The sequence below is a fragment of the Mesorhizobium sp. WSM4808 genome (genome assembly GCF_055811675.1).
Genome location: NZ_JBVVQX010000019.1, coordinates 19,553 through 42,870, shown reverse-complemented (window position 1 = coordinate 42,870; position 23,318 = coordinate 19,553). Strand labels below are relative to the sequence as shown.

The window sequence follows — 23,318 nt, the reverse complement described above, 5'->3', positions numbered from 1 at the left end:
GACGGCAAAGCAATCGTCTCGCGCAAGTGATTGGGTATCGGCAGGTTTCTTCCATGTGCGCGCAGGTTCAGGATGTCGTCGCTCCTCGAGCCTCCCCCGGATTGGTCCCAGGAATCCGAATATCGAGCAAGTGTCGATGACAACGCAAAGCCGCTCGCTCGCTACGGCGCTTGTGGAGGGCGCGCGGCGAGCGGCTTTTCCGCCGCCGAACTGCGTCTGGAGTGGCAGGTGACCTCGTTCGATACTTGGCCTCGGACCACGAGGCGCCCCGTTCGATCCTCATGTACCATCCTGTCGTGTCTGCAACGGACAAGAATGTCTGAGCCCTGCCAAAAGGGTAGCCTCATACGGACCGCTGCAACGCAGAATGAGCGCGCGCCAATGGTGCGCTTGCTCGGCACGCAACTTGCTCGATTTTGTCATCGGAGGCGATGTCGGCCGTGCGTTGCGGAGCTCAGCAGTGACGAACGCCTTGCGATCTCAGCCGAGCGCGTAAACACCTAAACGCAGGAGAACCAAATGGCGACCAACCCGGTTCCAGATCATGTCCCGCCGGAGATGGTGCGCGACTTCAGCCTCTTTTCGTCGCCAGGCATGTCTCCGGCGCCCAACGGCGACCCGCACGCTGCAGTCGCTTGCGTGCATGCCGGGCCGCGAATCTTTTATTCCCCCTGGAACACGCGTACGGGCGAGGGTGCCTGGGTCATCACTCGCGCCGCAGATCAGCGCCGGGTGCTGCAGGAGACCGAAAATTTTTCCAGTCATCGCAACGTCTTCGCATCCGCGCTGGGCGAAGACTGGCCGACGATCCCGCTCGAACTCGATCCCCCTTCCCATGCAGTCTTTCGCTCGTTGCTCAATCCGCTCTTTTCGCCCAAGCGCGTAACGGAACTCGAGCCTGCCATCCGCGAGCGAGCGATAGCGCTTCTCACGAGGATCGCCTCGTCGGGGACAAGCTGCGACGTCATGAAGGATTTCGCCTTTCCTTTCGCGGTCAGCATCTTCCTTCGCTTCATCGGACTGCCGGAGCACCGTCTTGAGACGTTTGTTGCCTGGGCGAGAGATCTGCTCCACGGCGATGATGTGAGACGGCCGGCGGCAGCTCGGACGATTGTGGCGTTCGTAGACGAACTGGCGGCGATGCGCCGCAAGAAGCCCGTCGACGATTTCATGAGCTTCATTGTGCAGGCGCAGGTCGAGGGCCGCGGACTGACAGACCAGGAGGTCCGTGGCATTGGCGTGCTCGTTTTGGTGGCGGGGCTCGACACGGTCGCTACAGCCATAGGCTTTGACTTGGCCTATCTAGCGCGAAACCTGGAAGATCAGGAATTGCTGCGAAAAGAACCGGACCGGATCGTGCGCGCAGCCGAAGAACTGCTGCGCGCCTTTCCGACCGTCCATCTGATCCGCGTGGCACGAAAAGATATCGACTTCGAAGGCGCGCCGATCCGCAAGGGGGACTTCGTTTCCTGCGCCACAATGATTGCAAATCGTGACCCGGCGGAATTCGAAGACCCCAACACGATCGATCTGACGCGAGAAGGCATCCGCCACGCCGCATTTGGCTATGGTCCCCACCGTTGCCTTGGCTCACATCTTGCCCGGCGGGAAATTGTCATTGGCCTGGAGGAGTGGCTAGCGCGCCTGCCGTCCTTTCGGATCAAGGAGGGAACAGCACCCATCACCCATGGCGGCCAACTGTTCGGGATTGAAAATCTGATCCTGGAGTGGGGCTAAACCTGGCCCGGCCTGAGCCGGGGCACAGACGTTGGAGGTCGCCTTGCGCATCACCGTTCACCAAGCCAGATGTCAGGGGCATGCGCAATGCGCGGCGCGAGCGCCGGCAGTCTTCAAGTTGGATGAGGCGGGTTACATCCTCCCCGGTGACATCGAGGTTGCGGACGGGGAGCAAGTGCTTGCGTCGGATGGGGTGCGATCCTGCCCCGAACTTGCGCTGGAAATCGACGATCCACCCGCTGTGCGAACCGTTTCGGAGGCCACCCTCAAACCGAAGACAGAGGTCCCGGAACACGTCGGAACCGCCGAATTTGCGACAGACCAAACGGGCCAAGCAAAAATTGCCGAACTGCTCGACCGCGAGGCGATCCGCGACTGCCTCTATCGGTATTGCCGCGGGACAGACCGCGCCGATGAGGCGGTGCTGCGCAGCGCTTACTGGCCCGACGCGCAGGACAGCCACGGGGCGTATCGCGGCTCGGCCGAGGGCTTCATTCGATATGCGCTCGATGTCTTCAAGACCGGACCGCGCAACATCCATCAGATCACGAACATCCTGATCGAATTCATCAACGCGGCGGAGGCCACGGTCGAGAGCTATTTCACCGCGCTGCAACGCGGACCGGACAAAGGCGGAGAAGTGCGTCAGATCTTTTTATGCGGGCGCTACTGCGATCTGTTTCAAAAGCGGGAAGGGGAGTGGCGGATTGCCGAACGGACCGTTGTCTATGACTGGCTGGAGGAGCAGATCCCAACCTTGGTCCTGGAGGCAGAACGCTTCGGCACGCGACAGCCGATTGGAGCACCATATCCGCACGATCCGGTCTATGCGCTGGGCAAGCGTCGCATTGCTTCTCATGACGATGCCTTCACAACCTCTGAACCGCATCAATATGACTACGTACTGTGAGCCTTCCAACGCCACCGCGACACCTGCAAGGCAGGGATGGGCCGGCAGGAACCCCGGCGTGAGAGCGGCAACGCCCCGGTCTGAAACCGTGAGCGCACCGAGGACGCCGGTGGTATCGATTTGCTGGAGCTTGGCAGAGCCGCTCATCGATCTTGAACTGGTCTAATCGCGCTACGGACCGAGTTGGGAGACTTTGACCAGGGACAATGATGCCAAACCCGAACTGGGAGACCGGATCATCCCCATCAACAACGCTATGGGTCATGTCTAGCGCGGTGACTTCGAAGGCCAACTTGGTCAGCTGTATTGGGGTTGAGCCCGCGCCGGCGCGTGCCCGTAGTCGGGACCCATGCGCTCTCGGCAGGGCCGCTGCATCGCGAAAACAAACCAGGAGAACGGGACCATGTCCGCCCAGAAAGACGCATGTGTCGGCGCCGGCCAATGCCCCGCCATCGAGCCCGAGAGGGGATTCGACGAGCATGTTCTTGCCTGCGTTCTCTCGTGTGCGCTCAAGGAGGTCGAGGCTGGCGAAGCGACTGCGACAGAGTCGACAGGCCTGTCCCTCGCCGAGCTGCGCCAGGTCCTGCCTCGGGGTTTTTCCGCAACCGCACTGGCAACCTTAGCCTTGGAAGACGTCAGCGATCCTGAGACGGGCATGGAGGAAGAACTTCTGCGCGGCCTGCTCCTGGCGCATGCCCGGCCGAGCGACCCGGCGAGCGTGCGCTTCGCCAAGATCGTTGCCCGGCGTGCCATGCGCGATGATCATCTGTGGCAGGATCTTGGTCTTCTCGATCGGGCCGAGCTCAATCGCCTGCTTGCTGCGCATTTCCCAATGCTCGCGGCCGGCAACACACGAAACATGAAATGGAAGAAGTACTTTTACCGCAAACTCTGTGAGGCCGAAGGGTTCTCGCTATGTACTGCGCCCAATTGCCGGGAATGCCGCGATTTCGACAGTTGCTTCGGCCCGGAGGAGCACGAACGCGAAGAACGCATCACATTTGATTTAGGGGCCACGCTTGGTCACGAGGCCTTGAGCCCTTGATCGCCGTCGCGCCACAAGCGCTTTTCCCGGCGCCGCTGTATGGAGGAGGGGATGTTCATCGCCTCGCGATATTTGGCGACCGTGCGGCGAGCGAGATCTATGCCGCATTCCTTGAGCCGGTCAGCGATGTCGTCGTCAGAGAGCATGTTATCAAGCGATTCTTCGGCGACCATCGCTCTGATCCGATGACGGACAGCTTCCGCGGAGTGCGCGTCACCGCCTTCGCAGGAGGCGATCGCGACAGTGAAGAAATATTTGAGCTCGAACACGCCGCGTGGGGTAACCATGTACTTGTTCGACGTCACCCGGCTCACGGTTGACTCGTGCATGTTGATCGCCTCAGCGACCGTCCTGAGATTGAGAGGCCGCAGGTGGGCGACGCCATATTCCAGAAAAGCATCCTGCTGACGTACGATTTCGGTGGCGACCTTAAGGATGGTCTTGGCGCGCTGATCGAGGCTGCGGATCAACCAGTTCGCATTTTGCAAGCACTCATTGAGAAATGTCATGTCCTTTGATTTTTTGGCGGCTCGGCAGGAAACCTCCGCGACATAGCTTTGGTTGATCAGCACCTTGGGCAGCGTGTTCGGATCAAGTTCGATCTGCCATCCACCTCCGGGCGAGCGCAGCACCCATACGTCCGGTATCACGCATTCCGGCGTTCCAGACTGGAATGTGTTTCCAGGCTTGGGGTCAAGCGCGCGGATTTCCTGCAGCATGTCGAGAAGATCTTCTTCATCGACGCCGCAGCGCTGCTTTAGGGTCTGAAAATCGCGTCGCGCAAGCAACTCAAGGTTGGCAACCAACACCGCCATCGCCGGGTCGAAGCGGTTTTTCTCGCGCAACTGTATCTCGAGACATTCGCTGAGCGATCGTGCGAAGATTCCCGGAGGATCGAGGCGCTGCAAGACGCCCAGCACCCGTTCCACTTGAGCCAGCCCGACGTTTAGGGTCTCAGCCAGGTCGGAAGGACTTACCCGAAGATAGCCGGTGTCATCCAGATGACCGGCGAGCTGATGAGCTATCAGCCGCTCATGCGGTGTGAAGGCGGTGAGGGAGATCTGACGAGCGACATGGTCGTGCAACGTTTCGGCTAGTGCGACAAACTCCTCGTAGGCAGGCCGTTCGCCCGGCGTGGCGTTTGTCGAGTTCGGCTGGGATTTCCCTTGCCTGGGCAGGTCAGGGGACCCTGCCCAGGCCGGTCCTTCAACCTCACCGGACAGCCCTTCGCCTTTTGGCGCATGCTCCAGCAGCGGATTTTTCTCGAGCTCCTGGTCCACGAACTGATGCAGTTCAGCATGCGTCAGTTGCAGCAGACGAATCGACTCGATGAGCTGAGGCGATGCCGCAAGAGACTGTTTCTGAAGGAGGCTGAAGGACGTTTTCATGTCGGTTCGGTGTTCCTGTCAAAGAAGCTCTTGGCCGTGGCTAATTGGATCTCTCACAGGTCGACGCTGCAAAGCCGCGTCACGTTTGAACGACCTCACGGGCCGCGGGCTTCAGGGCCTCGCCCTTTGTCCCAAGCGTCGCCCAAAACCAGTTGCGCATGGTCGATCTGCACCAGGTCACGCCGCGTCCTTCAACGATTGAAGGACGTTCTGCGGGGATGAGACGCCATAGGGGTCGGTCTCGCAGTTATCGGAGAAACCTTCCTCCTCGAACCACTGCTCCACCACGCCATTGCTGAGCAGAGCCGCGTAGCGCCAGGAGCGCATTCCGAAGCCCAGATTGTCCTTGGCAACCAGCATGCCCATTTTGCGCGTGAACTCGCCAGACCCATCCGGGATCAGCTCGACCTTCTGCAGCCCCAGGGACTTTCCCCATGCATTCATGACAAAGGCATCGTTGACCGAGAGGCAGTAGACCGCGTCGACCCCTTGTTTCTTGAAATCCTCGTAGAGATCTTCGAAATTGGGCAGCTGGTAGGTCGAGCATGTCGGGGTGAAAGCGCCAGGGAGCGAGAACAGGATGACACGCTTGCCGGCAAAGTAGTCGTCGGATGTTTTTTCTTCCCAACGATATGGATTTGGCCCCTGGACCGAATCATCGCGAACACGCGTGAGAAACGTGACGAAGGGGACCTTCTTCTGACCGGTCATCAACTTGCTCCTTTTGAAGAAACTGGCGCACTGGATTTTACTGAGGCTGGCGGATTGCCGCGCTGGGGTGCTGCCGAGGTGCGAGACGATGCCTACGCGGCTTCCCACTCTTTCCCCCGTCGGATGTATGGGGAACGGCCCGGCTCCAGATGCTCGGATCTCCAAACCGGGCGATGCCCAGTGCTCAGCGAGGACAACCGCCGCCGTCTTTGTCGATCGTTTAGAGCTTGGCGTGCCAGCCATGGTTCGGTATCGGCTTTCATCGTGTTCAATGGGCTCCGAGCACGAGCAGCAAGAGGCATGCCATTTGCAACGAAGCTGCTTCTGCATCAAAGTTTCGAGGTCAGGTGTGTAGCGCTTGAGCTTCCGCAGGCTGGCAAACGATGCACCATAGACCGCAAGCACATGCGCACGGCGCGGCCGCGGGCATCACCGCAGCGAAGGGGCACGGTGTGCGCGTAGCCGTGTTCGCAGAGGCATGACTGACGCGAACGCAGGCCTGTGGCAGCAGTTCATGGCGGCCTCTCTTCGGTATTGCCATGGTCCAGAGTCGATGAAGATCGAATTCGGCTCGGTCACGGTCATTGCGCGGTTTGCTTTCCAACGCCGTAGGCGTCCATCGAAACCTTCTTGTGTCGGAAACTGGACCAGAATTGTCGCAAGGCCGACCCAAACGTCAGGAACAAGTGCCGCTGATTAGCGCGAACCGGCAGAACGCAACGGAGTGCCACGCCACGGGCACGCAACTTGCTTCAATGATCTTGTCGGTGGGACGGCCGCGAATGCGAGGAGAGCCTAGCCGACTCTAACGGCGCTCGATGCAGAGCTTCCGCTCACCTCAACTCGCAAAGGATTCTGCTGTGACCGATCTCGATTGCTATGTCTGGCAAGCACTAATTCGCATTTCAAAACCGATGATTTGACAGGTCTCGCCAGCTCGCGCCGAAAATTTGCTGCTCATTTGCTGCCGGACGTTCAAACCGTCATTGAAGAGCAGATTGCGCCCTTGTCTCCCAAGCTCATCGGCGTCCACCAGCGGCACCAGTCCGATGCCATGAAGCTGTCCGACATGGTCATTCGCGAGGGTGGAACCGTCATTGCGGTGACACCCTTGCAATATCAGGACATGGATATCGGCGAAGACGTGCCCTACGCGGCACTGCACAATGGCCTGTGGCTATTCCTTATCGGCGAAGAGCCTGTAGCGGTCCTCCTGTCGCAGTTTTTGACCGCTGGGGCGGCCGAACGGTTCAAGTGGAAATCGCTTATCTGCCTGGCGAGCAGGCATGTGCCTTCTCGCGCGGATTTCTTAGCAAAATCCAGGCGGCAGGCGAAAGCTCGCAATACTACCGCAGCAAGGTTCTCTCTTTTGAATACGATGCACGCAACTGGGGGATGCGGGGAGCGATGCGGGTTCATCGCCTACCTGCCGTATCCCGGGACGACGTGGTGCTTTCGGAAGCAACTATGGCGCGTCTTGATGCCAACATCTTCGACCATGATCGACACCGAGAGGGGTTGAAGCGCCTCGGCCAGCACGCGCAAAAGGGTATTCTGCTTCATGGTCCCCCTGGTACAGGCAAGACGCACGTCATCCGTTATGTTTCTGCCAACCTGCCCGGACGCACTACTATTCTGGTTACGGCTGAGCAGACAGCGGCGATTGGGTTCTACATAGCGTTGGCCCGCACGCTTCAGCCGAGCATCGTCGTACTGGAGGACGTCGACTTGGTGGGTCGGTCGCGAGAAAACGTATCTAGCCCGAACGCTGAACGACTGCTCAACCGTCTGTTGAACGAAATGGATGGTCTTGCCTCAAATGCAGATATCCTCTTCCTCCATACGACGAATCGGCCGGAGGACATTGAGGACGCGCTCGCCTCGCGCCCAGGCCGGGTGGACGAAGCAATTGAGATCCCGCTTCCCGACGCCGGCTGCCGCGAGCGGCTGATCACGCTGTATGGTCGTGCGCTCGTCTTCCAAGACGGAGCGCTTGCGGACGTCGTCGCACGATCGGAAAACAGCAGCGCGGCTTATATCAAGGAAATGGTCCGCCGTCTGGCTCAACGGAGCCTGGCACGGGATGGCGGGGATGTCGTCTCGCGCGAGGATGTGGAGATGGTCTTCGGCGACACCGAAACTGTGTCGAGCCGTCTCAAGAGGCGGCTTGTCGGCCTCGGCGAGAAAACCTCAACGGGGTAAAGAGCAGAAGATGAGAGTGGCTGCTGCAGCTAGTGTTCTGCTGCGCTGGTTTTCAATGCTGAGCTCTTGCACGGCGCGGAAGATGCCGCATACGTCCGCCTCTTCGGGCGGTCATGCCCCTGCCAGGCCACCTGAGCGATCGTAAGCAAGACGCTTCCATCTAGGCGCGAGTCCATCCGACTCAGGTGGACCGCCCCGGTGAGCCGTCGGCCTCAATTCCCGCCGGGTGAGCTTGCCACCGGTCTTTCCGAGGTGCAAGCGCTTCCGTCCGCCGCTCTGCAGGGCCCAGGAGGCCCTGAACCCGATCGTTTGGGCCTTCATTCTGTTTGGGCGGATCTAGAAGGTGATCTGGCAGGGGGGCTTTGCGCTGCCGGTTTACCACCGGGCTGAAGCTGGCCGCGATCACTGGGGTCCGCGCGGCATGCTGGTCGGATAATCCGCTGTCGCTGCGCCTCTCGCAGCCTGTTCAGTGAGCCCCCGGGCCGGCCATCCGTCCAACACGTCGGCTCCGCGACACAGGTGTCGGAATTGTCAGGTCCGCGCCACAGTCTCGGGGGCCTAAGTCTGTGATTGCCGCAGGCTATAGCTCGATCTGTCGGATTTGGCACGAGCTTTGCGCCCTGGGGCGAGACCACGGCAGCAGCCGATGGCCTCCTATCGTCCCGCGATGGACGCAACCAACGAAGGAATTCCACTATGGCAATACCGCACCGCATCTTCGGGAGCGGGTCACGAGACGGGTGGGCTGCAGCTCGGCTGGTCGGCATCGACCTTGCTCGCGGTTTGGCAGTCTTCGGCATGTATGCCGTCCATGTGGGTCCCCTAGACGGCGAAGGAGTGGTCGGGAGTGTGATGGACTTCGCCTTTGGGCGCTCGTCCGTCCTGTTTGCCGTAATAACCGGGTTTTCGCTCATCCTGATTACCGGCCGCAACCCTCCAAAATCGACGCTAGCCGGTAGACAGGCTCTTGCCAAGATTGCAATTCGCGCCCTTATTCTGCTCGCCCTTGGCGAAATCCTCACCTATGTCAACGCGCCCGTCTCGGTCATTCTGGCATACTACGGCGTCTGCTTCCTGTTGGTCCTGCCGCTATGTCGGCTCAGCGCACAGCGGCTCTGGTTGCTCGCGGCGGTGACAGCATTGGTTCTCCCGCAGGTGCGTTTCCTCCTTCTCAAAATGTTTGGCACCGGGAGCTCAGACCCCGAGGTGTTCACCCTCCTAGTTAGCGGCACCTATCCCGCCTTGACCTGGGCTCCTTTGCTGATCGCAGGCATGGCCATTGCGCGCTTTGACCTTCGCACCCGCGCAATGCATTTGCGCCTTGGTGTAGCCGGCGTCGCGCTGGCCGTGTTCGGCTTTGGAGGATCCTGGCTCGCGCTGCATTTAATGCCTGGGGTAAGCGCAGAGCTGGCCAATTTGCAAGAACTTGAGCTGACACCTCAGCCCTGGTGGTGGCTGGACTTGGACGATCTCACAACGAGTTGGCTATGGACTGCCTCGCCTCATGGAGAAACGACGTTTTGGATTTTTGGCAGCGCCGGTTGCGCAATGATCGTCGTGGCGGCTTGCTCGCTTGCTATGGATGCGCTCCCGTTCGTGCGAAAGCTGGTCTCGCCAATAATCGCGGTCGGCTCGATGCCTTTGACGGCCTATCTTCTGCACATTCTGGGAATATATATGCTTGGAAGACCTCACTCGCTGTCCGCGCTGTTTGGCTTCATCGTGGCTGCAAGCGCTTTCGCGGTACTTTGGCTGCGCTTATTCCAGCGAGGACCGATGGAAGCGCTGATGGGTTGGATCGCAGATCGAGCGACGCGACGTCCGCTGAGCACCACGTCGCCCCGACTTTCGGATCGATAGTGCGCCAAAGAAAGCGAACCTGACCGACGACATAGCTGGTAACTTGAAAATCGCCCGCTCCGTACCATCTGGGGGCAATCGCCACGCCTTGCAACCATTGCCCTGCGCGCGGCTTTGAGGATAGAAATCCAAGTCTTCTGGCGGCATTGTCCGTCATGTGTTTGACCATCGTCGCAGAAGGTCCTTTGTTTCGGACTGAACGAAGCTCTGTCGATCTCCACGATCGGAGGTTGCGAAACCAGCAAAACGCCGTTCCGGCGCTGAAGCGAAGTCGCATTGCGATGACGCGGCGGCATGCGCAGGTGCTTGCCAAAGCTGTCGCTGTCGGTCGACCATACCCGCTGGCCTGGCAGAGCTCGCTGATGGGCTACCGATCCCGTACATCGCATTCGGTTGCCGTCGACAGCAAGCTGGTCAGGTCGCTCTCAAAGAGAGGATTAACGAGCTGACAGTGAGTTGACGCTTGGTGAATTCCTTTGGCGAGCAGACATTCTGCGTGCGCCTTCTCTTTGGCCGGCATTCGCGCAGCCTATCGTGTGGGTTGGAATTGAGATTAGGGCCATGCAGGTGTGCTGCCGGGAATGCTGTTCTCTCAGCGGCGGTTTCGTACGATGGTGGCGCGCACAAGCCGACCTACGGAGGACCCGGCGTTTCGCGCGGAGTTCCAAATCGAGACCTGGAGGGTCGGCACCTCAAGAACGGCGCCTGGTCGCCCCCCGCTGCCAAGCGCGACCGCGGTCGCGCGGGCTGCGTAACCTGACCAACTCCGCCCGGGCGAACGCTGATGCACTGCCCGGAGCCGCGAACGGCTAGGGCCGGCGAGGCGCCGGTACTGGTCAAAGCCCCCTCGGCAGTAGCCCGCGATCCATGTGGCTAGGCGAGATGACCGACAAAGTGTGGGGCAGGATCGCGCCGCGCGGCTGGTGCGGCTGCATCGCAAGCGCTGAGCTGTGGGCCTGCCCCGTCAGAGGTTAGATTGCGGGCCGAATAGGAGCACTGTGAGGGCGGCAAGGAAGGTGGCAACTGCGCTGTAGGCGAACACACTGGCGACGCCCGCATTATTCACAAGCACTCCGCCGAAGATTGCGCCGGCCGCGATGGCAATTTGGAACGTTGAGGTCATCAGCACACCGGCGCTTTCGGCCTGCTCGGGAACGGCGCGCAGCACCATCCAAGTCTGTACCCCCACCGGCACCGCACCAAAGCCAAAACTCCATACAGCAACCGCAACGGCCGAGGTTAAGGCCGATGCTCCAGGCATCAGCAACGAGACAGCGGCTATCGCCATGAGCAGCGGCGGCAGCGCCGCGACCGCCTTGAGGCTGTGTTTGGCCAGGAACGCGCCGGCTAAATTCCCGAAGAATCCGCAAACCCCCGAAACGAGCAACAGCAGCGAGATCGTCTCGATATGGAGCGCGGGAATCATCTCGAGATAAGCCCGGACATAGGTGAAGCTGGCGAAGTGCCCAGAAGCGACCAGCAGCACCACCAAAAGCGCGACCTTGATGGTTGGCTTCTTGACCACATTCAGCAGGCCGCGGAATCCAGCCATTTCAACCGGCGGCAACGTCGGAAGGGTTACGAGTTGCACCAGCAATGTAACGGCATTGACGGCTGCGGCGATCATGAAGGTGGCTCGCCATCCCCAGATGTCGCCGACATAGGCGCCGATTGGAGGCGCGCAAACGATAGCGACCGACACGCCGGTGAGGATGATTGATAGTGCGCGCGGCAGGAGGTGATTTGGAACCAGTCGCATCGCCAGCGATGCCGAAATCGACCAGAAGCCTCCAAGCGCAATGCCGAGCACCACGCGTGCCGCCAGGAAAGCCGGCAGCGACCACGCGACCCCGGCCAGAAGGTTGGACAGGATCTGAAGCAGCATCATGGCCCACAGGACGACTCTGCGGTCGAGGCGCTTTGTTATAAAGGCGATCGTCGGCGCTGAAATCGCCGCGGCAATCGCAGTCGCTGTCATCGTCTGTCCAGCCGCACCCTCTGTGATATGCAGATCATGCGCGAGCGGCGTCAGCACGCTGGCAGGCAAAAGCTCTGCCGCCACCAGCCCGAAGGTGCCCAGGCCAAGCGATATAACCGCGCCCCATGCGGGACGAGATCGTCGATCCGGCTTTTCTGGGCCGTGCAGAAAAGTCTCCATGAAGCCTGTCGCGGATTTGGTCATGAAGAAGCTCGCCAGCTTGGGTGCAACGGCAACATGGGTTGGCTGCATTGACCGGCATTCAGGAGCACGTTGTTGCCGGCCCCGCACGCAGGGAATGGTCATCGCTGACCGACATGTTGTGACAGCCGCGTGCAATATCAGTGCCGGGTTCTCCGAGTCGGGACGGGATGTGGTCGTCGGCAGTCGTAGCATCACGCATGTTCCATGCCGACTTCGCGGGTCAGTCTCGAACAGCCATGCGCAATCAGCTGCCAGCACGCACGTCTGATGCCCCGCGACGGGAGGCGCGCAAGCCGATCGTTTACCGCCGCCTGTACGCAGGCCAAAGGTCGGCTCTGGCTCGAAGGCCCAAGTTCTTTCGGTATCGGTCTCGAAGCTGACGCCTTGTGTCGGGCATTGTCGGGTCCGCTACAGCGCTTGTTCCGACGATCACTTGTCTGGCAGCAAACACTTGTTGGTGCTAAGGCTAACTCGCGGCCAACAAACGAAAAAATCCCTGTTGGTTATCAACCAGTCAACTTGGCACGAGTCTTGAGACCCGTTCGGTCTGAGGCGGCAAGAGCTGCCCATCGGCATTCATATTGCGGCCAGCCGCGACGGATGGAACGAAGGAAGGAAATCTATAATGTCAGGTCTGCGTCAGATCGCCTTTTACGGAAAGGGCGGCATCGGCAAGTCCACCACCTCCCAAAACACGCTCGCCGCCCTGGTCGACCTCGGCCAGAGAATCCTCATCGTCGGCTGCGACCCTAAAGCCGACTCCACCCGCCTGATCCTGAACTCGAAGGCTCAGGATACTGTCCTGCACCTGGCGGCACAGGAAGGTTCGGTGGAAGATCTCGAGCTGCAGGACGTGCTCAAGATTGGCTACAGAGGAATCAAATGCGTGGAGTCCGGCGGCCCGGAGCCGGGCGTTGGCTGCGCCGGCCGAGGCGTCATAACATCGATCAACTTCCTCGAGGAAAACGGCGCCTATGACGATGTCGACTATGTCTCCTACGACGTGCTGGGCGACGTGGTTTGCGGCGGTTTCGCGATGCCGATCCGCGAGGGCAAGGCGCAGGAAATCTACATCGTCATGTCCGGGGAGATGATGGCGCTTTATGCCGCCAACAACATCGCCAAGGGGATCCTGAAATATGCGCATTCGGGTGGCGTGCGGCTCGGCGGCCTGATCTGCAACGAACGTCAAACCGACCGTGAGCTCGACCTCGCTGAAGCCTTGGCTTCCAGGCTCAACTCCAAGCTCATCCATTTCGTGCCGCGCGACAACATCGTCCAGCACGCCGAGCTCAGGAAGATGTCAGTTATCCAGTATGCGCCGGATTCCAAGCAGGCCGGAGAGTACCGCGCGCTGGCCGAGAAGATCCATGCCAATTCTGGCCAGGGCACCATCCCGACGCCGATCACCATGGAGGAGCTCGAGGACATGCTGCTCGACTTCGGCATCATGAAAACCGACGAGCAGATGCTTGCCGAGCTGCAGGCCAAGGAAGCGGCCAAGACGGCCGCCCAGTAACGACCGATATTGGTCGCCTCTCGAGTTGGGGCGCCTTGCCAAGAACGACGCCTCATCGGTGAGGCGTCATCAGACAACTTGAAAGGGGTCCCATGAGCCTGGAATATGAGAATGATGGTGCTCTCCATGCGAAGCTTATCGAGGAGGTGCTATCGCAATATCCCGACAAGGCGGCGAAGCGCCGCAAAAAACACCTGAGCATCGCAAAGAGCGGGGATGAGGCTGGCGGGGAAAGTGAGATCCTTTCCGAATGCGACGTCAAATCGAACATCAAGTCCATCCCCGGGGTGATGACAATCCGTGGCTGCGCCTATGCCGGCTCAAAGGGCGTGGTCTGGGGCCCAGTCAAGGATATGGTCCATATCTCGCACGGCCCCGTCGGCTGCGGCCAATATTCCTGGTCACAGCGCCGCAATTACTATGTGGGCACAACGGGCATCGACACATTCGGGACAATGCAGTTCACCTCCGATTTTCAGGAGAAAGACATTGTCTTCGGCGGTGACAAGAAACTGGAACAGATCATCGACGAGATCGAGGTGCTGTTTCCGCTTAACAACGGCATCACCGTGCAATCCGAATGCCCGATCGGTCTCATTGGTGATGACACCGAGGCAGTTTCTCGCAAGAAGGCCAAGGAGCACGAAAAGACTATCGTGCCGGTGCGCTGCGAGGGCTTCCGCGGCGTCTCGCAATCACTCGGCCACCACATCGCCAATGACGCGATCCGCGACTGGGTCTTCGACAAGAAGGATGTCGACTTCGAGGGCGGTGCTTACGACGTCAACGTGATCGGCGACTACAATATTGGCGGCGATGCCTGGGCCTCGCGCATCTTGCTCGAGGAGATAGGATTGCGCGTGGTCGGCAACTGGTCGGGCGATGCAACACTGGCCGAGATTGAACGCGCGCCAAAGGCCAAGCTCAATCTCATCCACTGCTACCGCTCAATGAACTACATCTGCCGGCATATGGAGGAAAAGTATGGCGTCGCCTGGATGGAGTACAATTTCTTCGGACCGTCCCAGATCGAAACCTCCCTGCGCAGCATAGCCAAGCATTTCGGGCCCGAAATCGAGGAGAAAACCGAGAAGGTGATCGCCAAGTACAGACCGCTTGTCGACGCCGTCATCTCCAAGTACCGGCCGCGCCTCGAAGGCAATACCGTCATGCTCTATGTCGGTGGCCTGCGCCCACGCCACGTCATAACAGCCTACGAGGACCTCGGCATGGTCATCGTCGGCACCGGCTACGAGTTCGGCCACAATGATGATTATCAGCGCACCGCTCATTACGTAAAGAACGGCACGCTGATCTACGACGACGTTACCGGTTACGAGTTGGAGAAATTCATCGAGGGAGTTCGCCCCAACCTCGTGGGCTCCGGCATCAAGGAAAAATACCCGGTGCAGAAGATGGGCATTCCGTTCCGTCAGATGCACTCCTGGGACTATTCGGGACCCTACCACGGCTATGACGGCTTTGCCATTTTCGCACGTGACGTGGATCTTGCCATCAACAATCCGGTCTGGGATCTCTACCACGCTCCGTGGAAAGAACGCCCGCCCAGTGGGCGGGCGATAGCTGCCGAATAGACGCCCAGTCCTTGGCCCGGTCTCCCCAGAGAGACCATGAAACCCCGCGAGCTTGTGAGCCTCGGGACTAACGGAAACGTCTCGACTATCTGAGCTGCGGAATGGCGCGGCCAGATTAAAAAGAGGAATACCAATGCCGCAGTCGGCCGAAAAGATTCTCGACCACGCTCCCCTGTTCCGCGAGCCGGAATACAGGCAAATGCTCGCCGAGAAGAAGCTGAATTTCGAATGTCCGCACCCGGATCAGGTCGTTACCGATCAAGGCGAATTCACCAAGACCTGGGAATACCGCGAAAAGAACCTTGCCCGGGAAGCGCTTGTGATCAATCCCGCCAAGGCTTGCCAGCCGCTCGGCGCGGTGTTTGCGGCAGCGGGCTTCGAGCGGACCATGTCCTTCGTCCACGGCAGCCAGGGCTGCGTGGCCTATTACCGCTCCCACCTGTCACGCCATTTCAAGGAACCTGCTTCGGCGGTTTCCTCCTCGATGACAGAGGACGCGGCAGTGTTCGGCGGCCTGAAGAACCTGGTCGACGGGCTCGCCAACACATACCAGCTTTACGACCCGAAGATGATCGCGGTGTCGACGACATGTATGGCCGAGGTCATAGGCGACGACCTGCACAGCTTCATCCAGAACGCCAAAGACGAAAACTCAGTCCCGCGCGACTTTGACGTGCCTTTTGCCCACACGCCAGCCTTCGTCGGTAGCCATGTCGACGGCTATGACGGCATGCTCAAGGGTATTCTGGAGCACTTCTGGAAAGGCCAGCAGCGCACGGAAACCAAGGGAAGCATCAACGTCATTCCGGGCTTCGACGGTTTTTGCGTTGGCAACAACCGGGAGCTCAAACGTCTGCTCGATGTGATGGGTGTGTCCTACACCTTCATCCAGGACGCATCTGACCAGTTCGACACGCCGTCGGACGGAGAATACCGCATGTACGATGGCGGCACGAAGATCGAAGAGGTGAGGGGGGCACTCGACGCCGAGGCAACGCTTTCGCTGCAGCACTACAACACGCGAAAAACGCTGGACTATTGTGGGCAAGTTGGGCAGGCCACGGCTTCCTTCCATTATCCGCTCGGCGTCCAGGCGACTGACGAATTGCTGATGAAGGTCTCGGCGCTTTCCGGCAAGGAAATCCCCGAGGCAATCCGGCTGGAGCGCGGCCGACTGATTGATGCCATTGCGGATAGCCAGTCCTGGCTGCACGGCAAGAAATACGCGATCTACGGCGACCCGGACTTCGTGTACGCCATGGCCCGATTCGTCATGGAAACGGGCGGCGAGCCGACACATTGCCTCGCCACCAACGGCACCTCGACTTGGGAATCCGAGTTGAAGGAACTGCTTGCATCCTCGCCCTTCGGCAAGGACGCTCAGGTCTGGGCTGGCAAGGACCTCTGGGCTATGCGGTCGCTGCTCTTCACCGAGCCAGTGGACCTGCTGATCGGCAATTCCTATGGCAAGTATCTGGAGCGCGACACGGGCACGCCGCTGATCCGGCTGACTTTTCCGATCTTCGACCGGCACCATCACCACCGCTTTGCGCTCATGGGCTACCAGGGCGGATTGCGCGTGCTGACCACGATCCTCGACAAGATCTTCGACAAGCTCGATCGCGAGACGAGCCAGACGGGCGTGACGGACTATTCCTATGACCTCACCCGCTAGAAGACACGGACCAGCTTTTCGCCCAGGCGGTTCATTGCCGAATTGGCTTTGGGACTGACGCCATGAGCTCGCTCAGTGCGAAGATCCAGGACGTTTTCAACGAGCCCGCCTGCGACAAGAACCGCGGCAAGGATGCCAAGGCGCGCAAGCAGGGCTGCGCGAGGGCGCTGACGCCAGGAGCGGCGGCGGGCGGTTGCGCCTTTGACGGGGCCAAGATCGTCCTGCAGCCGATCACGGACGTTGCGCATTTGGTCCATGCGCCGCTCGCCTGCGAGGGCAATTCCTGGGACAACCGCGGTGCAGCTTCGTCCGGGCCAAGCTTGTGGCGAACAAGCTTCACGACCGACCTTACCGAACTCGAGGTGGTGATGGGGCACGGCGAGCGGAAGCTCTTCAAGGCGATCCGCGAAATCAAGGAAGCGTATGCGCCACCGGCAGTGTTTGTCTATTCGACCTGCGTGACGGCGCTCATCGGCGACGATATCGACGCCGTCTGCAAACGCGCCGCCGAAAAATTCGGCTTGGCCGTGGTTCCGATCAATGCGCCGGGCCTGGCCGGCTCCAAGAACCTCGGCAACAAGCTTGCCGCCGAGGCGTTGCTCGACCATGTCATCGGCACGGTGGAACCCGACGACGCCGGGCCGTACGACATCAACATCCTTGGTGAATTCAACCTTTCCGGCGAATTCTGGCTGATAAAGCCGCTCCTCGATCGGCTCGGGATCCGGGTTCGCGCCTGCATTCCGGGCGACGCGCGCTATCTCGACATCGCTTCCGCGCACCACGCCCGCGCGGCTATGGTGGTGTGCTCGACGGCCCTCGTCAGTCTAGCCCGCAAGATGGACGAGCGCTGGAGCATCCCTTTCTTCGAAGGCTCCTTCTACGGGATTTCGGACACTTCGGGGGCACTCCGCCAAATTGCTACACTGCTGGTGAGGAAGGGGGCCGATCCGGAAATCCTGGACCACACAGAGACGCTGATCGTCGAGCAGGAGGCGATTGCATGGAAGAAGCTCGAGGCCTACCGAGCCCGCCTTCAAGGCAAGCGCGTGCTGCTCAACACGGGTGGTGTCAAGTCCTGGTCGGTCGTCCATGCGTTGATGGAGATCGGCATCGAGATCGTCGGCACCTCGATCAAGAAATCCACCGTCGAAGACAAGGAGCGCATCAAGCAGGTCCTCAAGGACGACAATCACACATTCGAGCAGATGCCAGCGCGCGACCTTTACGCCATGCTCTCTGGAGGCAAGGCCGATATCATGCTGTCGGGCGGGCGCACGCAATTCGTCGCGCTCAAGGCCAAGACGCCTTGGCTCGACATCAACCAGGAGCGCCAGCACCCGTATGCCGGTTATGACGGCGTGGTGGAACTCGTACGGCAGATCGACCTCGCCATCCACAACCCGATCTGGACCCAAGTGCGCGAGCGCGCTCCGTGGGATTGCCCACCCCATGTGAAGGACGAACCGCCGGGCAAGAGCAACGACACCGAGAGCGTGCACGCCGTCCGGGAATTCGCCGGCAAGGCGCCGTCGAATTTAATGGACGTTGAGGAGATGCGATGACCCGTATCCTTCCCCAGACCAAATCAGCCTCGGTCAACCCGCTGAAATCGTCACAGCCGCTGGGTGCAGCCTTGGCCTTTCTCGGCATCGACGGCGCAGTGCCGCTGTTCCACGGCACCCAGGGCTGCACCAGCTTCGCCCTCGTGCTGCTTGTGCGGCATTTCAAGGAAACGATCCCCCTGCAGACCACCGCGATGGATGAAGTAACAACCATCCTCGGCGGGTCGGACAATCTGGAAGAGGCGATCCTCAATCTCAAGACCCGCACGAAGCCAAAGCTGATCGGGGTCTGCACGACGGCCCTGGTGGAAACCCGTGGTGAAGATTCGGCAGGCGACATCGCCGAGATCAGACTGAAACGCGCGACAGAACTCGCGGGTACGGAGATCGTCCTGGCCAACACGCCGGATTTCGCCGGCGCCCTCGAAGAGGGCTGGGCCACGGCTGTCACCGCGATGATGGAAAATATTACGCGACCTGGCGAACGGGCGCGCCAGTCGAAGAAGGTTGCAATCCTGCCCGGCTGGAACCTCACTGTGGCGGACATCGAGCATTTGCGCGAGATGGTCGAAAGCTTTGGGCTGCAATCGGTGATTTTGCCGGACCTCTCAGGCTCGCTTGACGGTACCGTGCCAGACCACTGGGTCCCGACCACCTATGGCGGTACGAGCATCGAGGATATCCGCGATCTGGGCACGGCTGGGCACTGCATCGCCGTCGGGCAGCATATGCGCCGCCCGGCCGAGGTTCTGTATAGGGCGACCGGCGTGCCTTACGTGCTGTTTCAGTCGCTGACTGGATTAAAGGGCGCCGATCAGCTCGTTTCCCTGCTGTCCTCTATTTCTGGCCAGCCTGCGCCGGCAAGGGTCCGCCGCCGGCGGGCGCAATTGCAGGATGCGCTGCTCGACGGACATTTCCATTTCGGAGGCAAGAAAATTGCGATCGCTGCTGAACCTGACCAACTCTATCAATTCGCAACGTTCTTCGTGGACATGGGCTCCGAAATCACGGCGGCGGTCACGACGACCGATATGTCGAAAATTCTGGAAAAGGTACCGGCGGAGTCGATTCAGGTCGGCGATCTCGGCGATCTGGAAACGCTTGCGGGCGGCGCGGATCTTCTGGTCACCCATTCACATGGACGCCAGGCCTCGCAACGCCTTGGCATTCCGCTCATGCGCATCGGCTTCCCCGTCTTCGACCGGCTCGGCAGCCAGCACAAGCTCTCGATCCTCTATCAAGGAACCCGTGATCTGATCTTCGAGGTTGCCAACCTGTTCCAGGCCGACAGGCGTGCGCCGACGCCTGACGAGCTTGATCCATTCCGCAAGCGGCAAACGCCAGGTGAGCCCGATGCGTCGCCTCTCACTCGTCACTGACGAGGTTCACCGTCCGATGCGGGTACGACAAGCAGGCGCCTTGCGGGTGGCAATCGCTACTCAGGACGTCAAGCAACTCAATGCCCATTTCGGGTCGGCCAAGCGCTTTGTTATCTACGATATGACGCGCGAGGAGTGGGAGCTCGTGGAAGTGATCGAGTTCGACGACGTCTCCGACGAAAGTGGGAAACATCGGGCCGAGAGGGATGACCGCATCACACCCAAGGTTGAAGCGCTGAAGGGCTGCCACCTCCTGTTTTGCTTGGCGATCGGCGGACCTTCGGCAGCCAAGCTCGTTTCGGCAAAAATCCATCCGATCAAGGTGCGGCAGGCTCAGAGCATCCAGGAGGTGCTGTTTCGAACGCAGGTAATGCTCAGGACCTGCCCCCCACCTTGGCTGCGCAAGGTTCTGGCTGAAGCCGGCGTTGCGAAACAGAAACCGTCCTTTGAGGACGACGACTGAAATGAGGAGGCGAAATGACCGACCCTGCGGTTAGCCCTGCTGTCGCCGAAGACGAGGTGGCGCTTGCCAGCCCGTTTCTCCAATCCCTCGTACGGCTTATCCGTGCTCAAGATTCCCACGGGTCATGGGACGGCAAAGCGGACGCTGAGTTGCTGGCCGACTTCATCGTCAGCAAGGAACAGCGCCGTACGATTCCACTCATCGGCGATCCCGATCCGGACGTGCTGTGGAGGCTCGACAAGTTCTACACTGCCGTCGCCCTTGCAATCGAGGAGCGCTGCGGCCTGATGGCAACACCGATGATCGAAATGAGCCATGAGGGCTTCGGGCGCGTGCTTTTCTCCGCCGGGCGGCTGGTCGTTCTGTCCAAGACCCTGCGAGACGTCCATCGGTTTGGCTTCGAGACGTTCTGCAAACTCTCCGCGGCTGGTACGAAACTGGTCGACGATGCCATCGCAGCCATTGAAACCTATCCCGAGGTGGCGCGTGCGTAATGGAAACGGGTTTGAGCAAAGGGGTCATGACAGGTCTTGAGCGGCGCGATCTACTCAGCCAATGCGGTCCAGGCCGATCGGCTCATGAGGCTGCGGCGATGAAGCCACTCGTCCTGATCTGTTCCCAAGATGCCGAGCTCTATCTGTTCCTCAGCCACATACTGGAGGTGGACGGCTTCGACAGTGAACTGGCAGGGGGCGCAAAGGAAGCGCTTGCACTGGCGGACGAACGGGAATTTCAGGCCGTGGTTCTGGACTGCGGGCCAGCGAGCATATCCGGCTCCCCAATCTGCTCCCGGCTCAAACAGCACCCCCGGACCGGCGGTCTGCCCGTTATCGCCCTGATCGCGCCCGGCGCCGAGAACCAGCACCTCAGCCTCCTCAAGGCTGGCATTGACGAGAGCTTTGTGCGGCCGATCGCGCCGGCCAAGCTGCTGGACTGTCTGCGAGCGAAGCTGGCGCTGCCCCTACGGGGCGAAAATGGTCTTGAAAACGGCGGCTGGCTCTCCTGTGGCGGCCTCGAGATGAAGCTCGATGCCCACCGGGTTCGCGGCAACGGCCACGACATTCATCTCGGACCCATCGAGTTCAACGTGCTGCGGCTATTAATCAAAGCCCCCGGGAAGGTCTTCAGCCGGGACGAACTTATCCGGGCGGCCTGGCCGCCCAACATCCATGTCGGTGCACGCACCGTCGATGTCCATATCAGCCGGATCAGAAAAGCCCTTCAGGCGGCTTCGCCCGGCAGCGTCATTCGAACCGTCAGGTCGGCCGGCTACTCGCTCGATAATCCGGACGGCTAAATCACCTGCCAGGTCTGGTCCCGCAGCCCTTTCCTCGCTGTGAGCTGGTTCGGCTTGAACTCGGGAGGAAATAGGCAAATGGGTTTCAAAAGCGTACTCTGCGTGACCGGCGCTGACGGTTCCGATCAGGACGTCAGAACTGCCGCCCGCTTGTGTGTCGAAGTCGGCGCGCATCTTTCCGTGCTGATCCTACCGCCTCCGATGCTCATCATGTCGTATTATCCGTCGATTGGAGATGGTGTCCCGGAATGGCCTGTGGGACGTGGACTGGCAATTGCCCGATTGAACGATCGTTTTCGGGCAATCGATCGATTTACACAGGACGTGGCGAGACTGGAAAGACGCTCCAAAGATCTCCAGAAGCTGCTGGGATCCATGTCGCTCTCATTTGACATCGACACCGACTGCTGCGATCCGGCTAGCCTGGGTGAATTGGCACGACAGCGGGCGCGCTGTTCCGATCTCACGATCATCGGACCGGGCCTTCTGGATGACGAGACTCTCGGACCTCCTGTAGTCAACGGCTGCTTGTTCGATACGGGAACGCCGGTGCTCGTTGTGCCGATGGGGGCTGAGGCAACACTGTGGCCACGGCGCGTTCTGGTCGGTTGGGATTCGCGCGTCGAGGCTACCCGTGCGGTTCGGGAAGCGCTAGGTCTCCTCTGCGTTGCTGAGGACGTTCGTGTCGCCCTGGTCGACCCGAAGGCGAATTACAACGGGAAGGGCGCGGAGCCTGGAGCCGACATCGCTGCCTATCTCACTCGACATGGTGTTCCGGTGTCGGTTGACCTTCTGCCAAGTGCCGGCAAATCGGCCGGTTCGGTGCTTGCGCAGCACGCAATCGACACGTCTGCCGAAATGATCGTCATGGGCGCTTATGGCAGCCGTGGATTACGTGAGCGACTCTTTGGCGGTGTGACGCGATGGATATTCGAGAAGCCGACATTGCCGCTGTTTTTGGCGCGCTGACTCGTCCGGAGTTGCGACGACGCTGTTCGACGCTCTGCTTCTTCCCGGGTGACCTATTCTGATGCTAGCTGCACAAGAAAGGGGACGGCGAGAAGCCCCTTGCAGGATCTGCACGCGGCGCCACTGGGAATATGACCCCCTTCTTCAATTGCGCCTGTGGTTCTGCTCACCCGAGATGACACCGCACGCGCAGGGCAGGGAAAATTCCGTCGAATACGGCGGGGACAGACGTCCAGTAGCGAGAATTAGGCTCTGTCTGTCCGCTCGACGATGTCGGACTTGATCAGGAATCCCGAGATCACAAAGAAGATAGTCGACCATAGCGAACGCGCTGCTGACAGCTGAAAAACCAGCATGACATAGGACAACCGAAACAACGTCGACGGAAGTTCATGCAGCTGATCGTCCTCAGAAGGTCCCGAGCAGCGATTTCATTCGTTGGCGTTTGTAAAATTTAATCGTTTTTCGATGAAGCGCATCTACGGCAAGAATGCGGGCCACCAAATGCGACTAAGGACTCCATGCCAGATCGCGACGCGAATTCAGGTTCTACCTTCATAAAGGCGGGGCCTTTTAAGAACGGGCTTCCAGCCGACTTGCCGGGCGGCAGGAGTTTTCGCGGGCAGTGCGTGGACCACCACCAACATTGCCCACCATTGCGAAATCGATGAGACCGTCCTGGGGCTTCATCAAACTGCGAAGTGCCATCCGCGTTCGCCCCGGCTGCGCAATTCTAACCAACTCCGCGCGGCGAAGGCAGACCGCCCGCATGATACAAAGATCCCATGAGGCGACGGGCGGCCGCAGATTTGGAGTGCGCC

The 23,318-nt window shown here is 60.1% G+C and carries 18 protein-coding genes and 1 pseudogene; 16 read left to right on the top strand and 3 right to left on the bottom strand.

The genetic code is table 11. The features are described 5' to 3' along the window. Positions 1-519 precede the first annotated feature (519 nt). The 4 genes and pseudogenes from AC0L2U_RS27945 (at position 520) to AC0L2U_RS27930 (ending at position 3,692) form a co-directional block, all read left to right on the top strand. Positions 520-1,737, top strand: a complete 1,218-nt coding sequence (locus AC0L2U_RS27945; protein ID WP_473602951.1) for a cytochrome P450 — start codon at positions 520-522, stop codon at positions 1,735-1,737. A 31-nt stretch (positions 1,738-1,768) separates the two neighbouring features. Continuing rightward, positions 1,769-1,951 (top strand): annotated as a pseudogene (locus tag AC0L2U_RS27940) (ferredoxin); the annotation flags it as partial. Positions 1,952-2,077: 126 nt separating this feature from the next. Next, a complete protein-coding gene (locus AC0L2U_RS27935; protein WP_473602992.1) occupies positions 2,078-2,647 on the top strand; it encodes a nuclear transport factor 2 family protein in 570 nt (189 codons plus the stop codon). Between the two features lie 403 nt (positions 2,648-3,050). After that, positions 3,051-3,692: a nitrogen fixation protein NifQ gene (locus tag AC0L2U_RS27930; protein WP_473602949.1), complete on the top strand. Its 642-nt coding sequence runs from the start codon at positions 3,051-3,053 to the stop codon at positions 3,690-3,692. Here AC0L2U_RS27930 and rpoN read toward each other — a convergent pair. Together rpoN and AC0L2U_RS27920 are read right to left on the bottom strand one after the other, a co-directional pair. Continuing rightward, positions 3,671-5,080 (bottom strand): RNA polymerase factor sigma-54, encoded by a 1,410-nt coding sequence (gene rpoN, locus AC0L2U_RS27925; protein ID WP_473602948.1) that lies wholly within the window; start codon positions 5,078-5,080, stop codon positions 3,671-3,673. The two genes, AC0L2U_RS27930 and rpoN, sit on opposite strands and share 22 nt — an antisense overlap. Before the next feature lie 177 nt (positions 5,081-5,257). Beyond that, a complete protein-coding gene (locus tag AC0L2U_RS27920) occupies positions 5,258-5,791 on the bottom strand; it encodes a redoxin family protein (RefSeq protein WP_473602991.1) in 534 nt (177 codons plus the stop codon). Between the two features lie 919 nt (positions 5,792-6,710). Here AC0L2U_RS27920 and AC0L2U_RS27915 point away from each other — a divergent pair. From AC0L2U_RS27915 to AC0L2U_RS27905, 3 genes are all read left to right on the top strand, one after another. Then, on the top strand, positions 6,711-7,313 hold the full coding sequence (locus AC0L2U_RS27915; RefSeq protein ID WP_473602947.1) for a hypothetical protein: 603 nt from the start codon (positions 6,711-6,713) through the stop codon (positions 7,311-7,313). Next, entirely contained in the window at positions 7,259-7,993 is a 735-nt protein-coding gene (locus tag AC0L2U_RS27910) for an AAA family ATPase (protein ID WP_473602946.1), read from the top strand. The genes AC0L2U_RS27915 and AC0L2U_RS27910 overlap by 55 nt, the downstream gene beginning before the upstream one ends. Before the next feature lie 696 nt (positions 7,994-8,689). Beyond that, positions 8,690-9,853, top strand: a complete 1,164-nt coding sequence (locus AC0L2U_RS27905; RefSeq protein ID WP_473602945.1) for a DUF418 domain-containing protein — start codon at positions 8,690-8,692, stop codon at positions 9,851-9,853. Positions 9,854-10,817: 964 nt separating this feature from the next. Here the strand turns inward: AC0L2U_RS27905 and AC0L2U_RS27900 are convergent. Further along, positions 10,818-12,035 carry an MFS transporter gene (locus AC0L2U_RS27900; protein WP_473602944.1) on the bottom strand — a complete coding sequence of 406 codons (1,218 nt, stop codon included), beginning with the start codon at positions 12,033-12,035 and terminating at the stop codon, positions 10,818-10,820. A gap of 625 nt (positions 12,036-12,660) precedes the next feature. Between AC0L2U_RS27900 and nifH the strand changes: the two genes are divergently transcribed. From nifH to AC0L2U_RS27855, 9 genes are all read left to right on the top strand, one after another. After that, positions 12,661-13,554, top strand: coding sequence for a nitrogenase iron protein (nifH, locus tag AC0L2U_RS27895; protein WP_404926324.1), 894 nt, complete (start codon positions 12,661-12,663; stop codon positions 13,552-13,554). A gap of 92 nt (positions 13,555-13,646) precedes the next feature. Then, complete coding sequence (gene nifD / locus AC0L2U_RS27890; protein ID WP_473602943.1) at positions 13,647-15,149, top strand: nitrogenase molybdenum-iron protein alpha chain; 1,503 nt, start codon at positions 13,647-13,649, stop codon at positions 15,147-15,149. 133 nt (positions 15,150-15,282) lie between these two features. After that, complete coding sequence (gene nifK / locus AC0L2U_RS27885) at positions 15,283-16,824, top strand: nitrogenase molybdenum-iron protein subunit beta (protein ID WP_473602942.1); 1,542 nt, start codon at positions 15,283-15,285, stop codon at positions 16,822-16,824. 62 nt (positions 16,825-16,886) lie between these two features. Then, a complete protein-coding gene (nifE, locus tag AC0L2U_RS27880) occupies positions 16,887-18,389 on the top strand; it encodes a nitrogenase iron-molybdenum cofactor biosynthesis protein NifE (protein WP_473602941.1) in 1,503 nt (500 codons plus the stop codon). Continuing rightward, on the top strand, positions 18,386-19,768 hold the full coding sequence (gene nifN, locus AC0L2U_RS27875) for a nitrogenase iron-molybdenum cofactor biosynthesis protein NifN (protein ID WP_473602939.1): 1,383 nt from the start codon (positions 18,386-18,388) through the stop codon (positions 19,766-19,768). The genes nifE and nifN overlap by 4 nt, the downstream gene beginning before the upstream one ends. After that, positions 19,734-20,231, top strand: coding sequence for a nitrogen fixation protein NifX (nifX, locus tag AC0L2U_RS27870; RefSeq protein ID WP_473602938.1), 498 nt, complete (start codon positions 19,734-19,736; stop codon positions 20,229-20,231). The genes nifN and nifX overlap by 35 nt, the downstream gene beginning before the upstream one ends. A 14-nt stretch (positions 20,232-20,245) precedes the next feature. Further along, positions 20,246-20,725 carry a NifX-associated nitrogen fixation protein gene (locus AC0L2U_RS27865; RefSeq protein ID WP_473602937.1) on the top strand — a complete coding sequence of 160 codons (480 nt, stop codon included), beginning with the start codon at positions 20,246-20,248 and terminating at the stop codon, positions 20,723-20,725. Between the two features lie 98 nt (positions 20,726-20,823). Further along, positions 20,824-21,528 (top strand): response regulator transcription factor, encoded by a 705-nt coding sequence (locus tag AC0L2U_RS27860; protein ID WP_473602935.1) that lies wholly within the window; start codon positions 20,824-20,826, stop codon positions 21,526-21,528. A 78-nt stretch (positions 21,529-21,606) separates the two neighbouring features. Next, positions 21,607-22,497 (top strand): universal stress protein, encoded by an 891-nt coding sequence (locus tag AC0L2U_RS27855; protein ID WP_473602934.1) that lies wholly within the window; start codon positions 21,607-21,609, stop codon positions 22,495-22,497. The last annotated feature ends 821 nt before the right edge of the window (positions 22,498-23,318 follow it).